Here is a 6,661-nt window from a genome sequence, read left to right as displayed (position 1 = left end):
CTTCGACAATGGAAACTTTCTGAGACCGCAAGCAAATCCGGTTCAGCAAGACATTCAAAGCGCTTGAATCTTACGTAGCGTCAGGTTGTAGGCTTCGAAACCAATGTGACCTTGCACAGGTCTCGATGGGCATCTGGGCATCGGCCGCGGCCGGGTTGCGGCGCGATACGCAACTGAATGCCGTTCGAATCGAACTCTCGCTGATGAAGGCGGAAGAACGCGACCTTTGTGGAAGATCCGTGGCAAGCCTTTGAAACAAATGGTGTGAGTTTAGTCATGGTGCGGATGCGGTCGAACAAAACAGTCAATTTTACCGATTGTGCAGAATGGCGGACACCGAACTACGACGGGATCAATTCTCGCTTGGATGGCTGTGCACGGAGCCGATTCCGATGCACAGCGCAAGTTGATGGGCGGCGTAAGCCCGAAGCGGCAACGGTAGGAAATGTAGTCCGGCGACGACCTCGGCCTGCGCGCTGGCGCGATCGCCGAGGTCTACCGGGAAGGACAACGTCAGACAGGAAGGCAACGGCGACACGATGCGGGTCCTGTCCGGCGTCAGCGGGCCACCCCTCGACTTCACATCTCCCCAGAGGAAGAAGCTGAAAGAGAGCCTGCTACGTCTCCTAGCCGACAGCAGCTCGCGGTTTTTGTCACGACCTGGACAACGACATTGACACGTCGGTTAACCAGGCCACTGGCCAGATCACCGGGCGCCAGCAGCAGCAACTGAACTTGAAAGTTCGCGATGGACGATCTCAAATCGATCATTGGCAAAGTCGCCACCGGCGCCACGCTGTTCCGTGAGGAGGCGGCATCTGCTTTCGACAGCATGATGTCGGGCGAAGCCACGCCCTCGCAAATGGGCGGATTATTGATGGCGCTGCGCGTGCGCGGCGAAACGGTCGAGGAAATCACCGGCGCCGTGTCTGCCATGCGCAGCAAGATGTTGCGCGTCACGGCTCCACCCGATGCGGTCGATATTGTCGGCACTGGCGGTGACGGTTCGGGCTCAGTCAACGTCTCCACCTGCGCGGCCTTCATTGTCGCCGGCGCCGGCGTGCCGGTAGCAAAGCACGGCAACCGCGCGCGTCGTCACGGTCGGGAGCGGCCGACGTGCTCGCTTCGCTCGGCGTGAAGATCGACCTCGGGCCGGAAGAGGTCGGCCGTTGCGTGCGCGAGGCCGGGATCGGCTTCATGTTTGCGCCCGCCCACCATCCGGCCACGAAGCATGTCCGCCCGACCCGGGTTGAGCTTGCCACCCGCACCATCTTCAATCTTTTGGGACCGCTGTCCAATCCGGCCGGTATCAAGCGGCAGATGGTCGGGGTGTTTTCGCGCGAATGGGTCCAACCTTTGGCGCAGGTGTTGAAGAATCTAGGCGCTGACTCGGTGTGGGTGGTGCACGGCTCGGACGGACTCGATGAGGTCACCCTCACCAGCCCAACCTTTGTTGCCGCGCTTGAGGAGGGCGAGATCCGCACCTTCGAAGTGGCCCCGGAAGATGCTGGCCTCCGCCGCTGCGGCAGCGATGGGCTGAAGGGCGGCGATGCCGGTGCGAATGCAGTCGCGCTGCAAATGGTGCTCGACGGCACGCCAAGCCCGTATCGCGATATAGCGCTTCTGAACGCGGCCGCGGCATTGATCGTGGCCGGTCGGACCTCGACGCTGAAGGAAGGCATCGCCATTGGGCAGAAATCGGTTGATAGCGGTGCCGCGGCGGCGCGATTGAAACGGCTCATCTTAGTCTCCAACGTTTGACAACTCGAGCTGGTCGATGTCCGACATCCTGACCAAAATCCAAGCCTATAAGCGGATCGCGCGTGCGCGCTGTCGTGCCATAGGAGAGAATTGATGATGTGCTGGCAAACGATCACAGTGTTCGGATCAATCGCAAAGATTGAACGCATGTTTCTGAAGTTTCGGGAACTGATCGACTCAGACGACGCGATCCCGCCTGAGCTGCGGAGTGCGCTGCATGCAACGCTGGATACGCACTTTATTTTCGCGAGAGAGCGCCTATTTCTACAGTCTCGGAGAGCGCAACAGCGCGGTGCCGATGCACGCCTCTCACACCAAGGGACAACTCGCAGTGAATGACGTCACGCGCAGATAGATCACGAACATTCTCCTGTTCGGAAGTGCAGGCGCCGTCACCGTCGCTGGTGGTATGCGACGATTTCGAAGGGATGCGATCCAATGTGGCGCATCATGACGTTGTCATCCAACCGGAGCTATCGATTCTAGTCAATCTCACTCATCTCGCGCTACAGAAAGATAGGCGTCGAGCAGGAGTTTCGAGTGTCGAGGTCAAAGCAATCTCCACATGGCGCAAGCATTCGAAGCTAAACGCCACTTCGGCGCTTGGCTATGAGCTGAAAATTTTCTTTCCAGATGAGCGATATTCAATCCATCGACACGATCGCGTTTCGCCAAGCCATGCGCAATCTGGCGAGCGGCGTCGCCATTGTAGCGACCGGAGCGGCCGCCGGACAGCGCGGGCTGACGGTCAGTTCTGTTAGCTCGATCTGCATGGAGACGCCCTGCTTACTGGTCGGCATGAAGGCCAATTCGGAGGCTCACGAAGCGATTCTCGCCAAGGTTTTTTTAGCGTGGGTCTTCTCGGCTGCGATCAGGAGGACCTCGCGCAGCGTTTGGCCGGCCGGCATGCCGCAAAGGATGTCCACTGTTTCGATACAGCCCGGTGGGATCAGGGCCTCCTCGGATCTCGGCGCGAACTACGGTCCGGCGCGGGCCAGATGCTTTGAGGAATGGCGGAGCTTTTTTCTATTTCGTGTGATCGCTGCTCCTGAAGACCCACGAGTTTGGACATATTCACACGACAAGGCCAAAGAGGCTTGAATCGTACGTAGCGTCACGTTGTACGGTTTCAAAGTAGTCGCGCCGATTTCCCTGTGTCAGAGGTCCTAAGGTAAGTATGGATCGTCGAATGTCTCAACCTGTTAGGTTCACGTCGCACGAGGCCGTCTCGATTCTCGAGCACTCCAGCGAAAGCCGGCTTACACTCCGGGTGGAGGTCGCCAGCGCACTTGGGGGCGGCGCAGGACGAGCGCTTCGACATCAGGTACCGATGTGTTCGCCTCGCCGTCGCCGGAGGGGAAAGGAAGCTCAGTTCGAAAGATCGTGGGTATTCTGGACGGTCTTGCATAGGACGCGTTTTAGAACAAGCGCGAACTTCTGCTTGGCGTGGTGAAGGAGTTGTGCGAGCGCATCCGGTCGGAGCTCACAATGAAGTCTTGAAGCAAAGAACATTTCGGGCGCGGTTTGATGCGGTCTCCGGACGCCAGCTCTGTCGATTTTGCCTCGCGCAGGGATGGCGGGCGATTGTGAAGGGTTCTGCGAGCTAGGAGATTCAACCGTCGCTGTATTTCCATACTGATCTGGATGCCACAAAGGAGGTCAAGTCAGAGCAGTTCAAAGCAGATGTGGATCCGAAGCGCTTGCGCCAGGTTCTCTTTCGTGCGGCGCGGCCGACTGGCCTCTCCCCTGGCCAGCACAGGATCGCGCTGAGTTCGGAACGGCGTTTTGGTCTCCGTACAGATCACCGGGAACTGGTGCGGCGACAAATGGCCTCAACGCACAAAGGTCAAGCCGGCTGCAGAAGTTCTCAACGAGCTTTGGCGGCAAGTGTCGTTCGCCACGACGGGCGCGACATTCGGTGGGATTGCCCGGTATCTCGGAGTGGAAACGTGAAAAAACCAGATGGCTCCAAGAAGGTCTTGCTAGTCGACCACACTGAAGGCCAGTGCCGGGCCATTGTTGGCTTCAAAGATGGAGATCCCAGAGCCGCCTATATGTGCGGCGAGCCTGTATTGAGGGGATCATGGTGCGCTTATCACCATGGTCAGATGCACGCAGGCCCTGTCGCGCAGTACGCGAGCAATAGCCTGCACGTCAGATTACATCGACCGTACCTCGTTCTCATGACATCGTCAGAAACTGCACTCTCGTGCCGAGCCCCTGACAGGGGCGAGCCTCGTCGGCGATGATAGGCGGGAAGCTGTGGTGGCGCTCGACGAGAGACGAGCCCGCGGACACGATCGACCAGCAAGCCAGCACCTGGCGAGCGCGGTATCTCCACGTCCGCGCCTCCCTGCCGGCACGCAATAGGAGCTCCGTCCACGGAATCCGAAATGTAACGCCCATGCTTGGCGCCAAACAGCATCGCATGATTGATGTACCGCACGGCCCTTGCTCGCCTGCAATGTGTGCAGCGAATATGTCGAGCGCGAATCCACCGAGCGCGAGTAAGCGCACGGGATTATTGCTGGCGTCGGCCGGCTTGCCTGACCTATGCTGCAAAGCGGCGATCATCAATGATGCCGGCGAGAAGTTACCGCCAGGCACCCCAGGCGAGATCGCAGTGCGCGGGCCCAATGTCTTCTCCGAATACTGGCGCAAGCAACGCGCGAGGCGCTGCGCAACGGCTGGTATCACACTGGCGATATCGGCCTCCGCGATGCCAATGGACATTTTGGGGTCCATGATCGCAAGAAGAACCTGATCATTTCCGGAGGAGAGAACATCTATCCGGCGGAAGTCGAACGCGTGCTTATGGAGCACCCCGCTGTCGCCGAAAGCGCCGTCGTCGGTCGGCCCGATCCGCGCTGGGATGAAGTGCCGGTCGCCTATGTGCTCAGGCGGTCGGGGGCTCAGGTTGACGCGGAAGCGCTGACGGCGTATGTTTAGTCTCGGCTCGCCCGCTTCAAAACGCCGCGCGAAATTATTTTCACCGAAGAATTGCCACGAACGGCGTTGGGCACGGTCCAGCATTTTCTGCTCAAAGACCTCGAGGCGCGATCAAGTTAGCAAGTAGGCAGCAATTGAGCAGGATTGTGCGCTGGCAACAATTCCCCCGCCGCCCGAAGGCGATCTTGCGTGTCGAAGCCAAACTCGCTTTCAGTCTACTCGTCTACAAAAATGCGCTTCTGCGAGTTGATCGTCGTGGACGCGGCGCTTTTGGTCCAATAACGCCAAATAACCGGGGAGCGCGTTGATGCCGCGGATCCTGATCATGAATGCGGGTAACGCCCAAATGTCCGGCGCCGACCTGACGGCAACCCAACTTTCGCTTGGTGCCAAGTCGGCTTGGCGCTCCACATGGTTTGCACAGGAGGACGACCTAATAGTCTCTCCGGTAGCCATCCCAGCCGACCTGCTGCACTACATCGGTGCGACGCTCAACTTCGACCCATCGACCGTCATGGTGCTGCTGCCTGAGAAAACCCAGGAAAACACGGTCCTTGATGATGTCACTCTGCAGTCCAATACAATTGTTGAACGAATCAGACGCCACATCGTTCAGAGAGCAGATTGGAAACTATGTCCTTGCTACTCCACCGAAGGCGTTGCGCGCGTAGCCGCGATACTTGGCATACCGCAGAACGGGGACGACTTCGCTCTGCAGCGAGGTCCAGACCTATTGAACCGCAAGGGTCACTTCCGTCAACTGGCAACAAGTGTCGGACTTCCGCTGCCCAGTGGATGCGTCACGACAAGCTCAGACGAATTGCTGAGAGCGGTCAATTCCTTGAGGTTTGAAACCGGCATGGTCATTGTAAAGCTAGACAATGGAGCGGGCGGGGTCGGAAACATTATACTGAACGGCAACGACAGCGTTCCACTACCTGGGGCAAGAGAAACCCGGCGAGTCCTTTGGCCATCGTTTGACCCTGACGCACTCTGGTCTGACATAACAACCCCTTCGTGTAAGACGGTGATCGTCGAGTCGTACCACTTGGCCCGTTCAATGTTCTACCTTGAGTTCGAAATCGAGGAGAAGGGCTCAATTGCGTACGTCAACAGTGGAAACATACGTCTGCGTCGAAGCGAAGACCGATCCGAAAAGGCTCTCATCTGGACTGGATTAGAGCTTCCAAGCGACTTGAGCAATGAGCACTGCTCGACCGCTTACGCGCACGCCCATCGATTTGTAGAGTTTGCACGGATGTTGGGATACCGCGGAATGATCAATATCGACGCCATTTTCTCCATCGACGGGAAGCTGCTGTTTAATGAAGCGAACGGTCGGTGGGGTGGCGGCTCGGTGGTACACAGCATTGCTGTCCGGTTGCTAGGACCCGACTACTCCAATTCTTATGTGGTTTCATCTGTACGTGACGTCCGATCGAGGTCTCTCCGAACAGCAATTGATTATTTCGCCAATGAAGGACTTCTGTTCGATAGTACACACAAGGAAGGAGTGATACCGCTTGCTGCCGATCAAGAGGCCGGCACGGTGGAGTGCCTCGTGATGGCACGCGACAGGCTGGCGAGCCGCAATTTGGAGCACCGACTATTGACGATGCTCTGATTGTGATCATTGGATCATGTCCGTGCTCTTGGGCATCTCTCGTTCCATTCGATCCAGAGTTGGAAACGATAGTAATCTGCATGAGCCCCCCACGCCGGCCGCCATTTTTGAGACTCGCCGCGATGATCACCGCGACCGAGACGATGCGGCCATTCTGGCGGACCTTCACGTAGGTGGCGCCGATCCACAAATACGGCCAGTCGCCCTCGATCGGACCGCGAGGAAGACCTTCACCTTCTCGTCGATCTCACCGCAGAGCCGGCTCACCCGGCTCTTGGAGATTCCGGTCATGCCCATGGCCTGCACGAAATTGTCCACCGAACGGGT

At 58.1% G+C, this 6,661-nt stretch carries 2 protein-coding genes and 3 pseudogenes; 4 read left to right on the top strand and 1 reads right to left on the bottom strand.

The window, feature by feature from the left end; genetic code table 11:
* The first annotated feature begins 748 nt into the window (after window positions 1-748).
* The 4 genes and pseudogenes from trpD to K288_RS53920 all read left to right on the top strand — a co-directional run bounded on the left by trpD (window position 749) and on the right by K288_RS53920 (window position 6,334).
* A pseudogene (gene trpD, locus K288_RS48715) lies at window positions 749-1,761 on the top strand (anthranilate phosphoribosyltransferase).
* Between the two features lie 633 nt (window positions 1,762-2,394).
* Window positions 2,395-2,862, top strand: a complete 468-nt coding sequence (locus K288_RS50030; RefSeq protein ID WP_051335043.1) for a flavin reductase — start codon at window positions 2,395-2,397, stop codon at window positions 2,860-2,862.
* 1,432 nt (window positions 2,863-4,294) lie between these two features.
* A pseudogene (locus tag K288_RS51665) lies at window positions 4,295-4,830 on the top strand (AMP-binding protein); the annotation flags it as partial.
* Between the two features lie 187 nt (window positions 4,831-5,017).
* Entirely contained in the window at window positions 5,018-6,334 is a 1,317-nt protein-coding gene (locus K288_RS53920; RefSeq protein WP_027584698.1) for a peptide ligase PGM1-related protein, read from the top strand.
* Between the two features lie 91 nt (window positions 6,335-6,425).
* Here the strand turns inward: K288_RS53920 and K288_RS51660 are convergent.
* Window positions 6,426-6,661: pseudogene (locus tag K288_RS51660) on the bottom strand (transposase); the annotation flags it as partial.

The sequence above is a fragment of the Bradyrhizobium sp. Ai1a-2 genome (genome assembly GCF_000426245.1).
In the GTDB taxonomy this organism is placed as follows: Bacteria; Pseudomonadota; Alphaproteobacteria; order Rhizobiales; family Xanthobacteraceae; genus Bradyrhizobium.
The sequence above is the reverse complement of the archived record's forward strand: the minus strand, read 5'-3'. Positions and strand labels throughout refer to the sequence as shown.

What these genes read in the sequence shown, in the direction of transcription:
- K288_RS50030 (WP_051335043.1), top strand. Translation starts at nt 2,395, where the DNA reads ATGAGCGATATTCAATCCATCGACACGATCGCGTTTCGCCAAGCCATG.
- K288_RS53920 (WP_027584698.1), top strand. Translation starts at nt 5,018, where the DNA reads ATGCCGCGGATCCTGATCATGAATGCGGGTAACGCCCAAATGTCCGGC.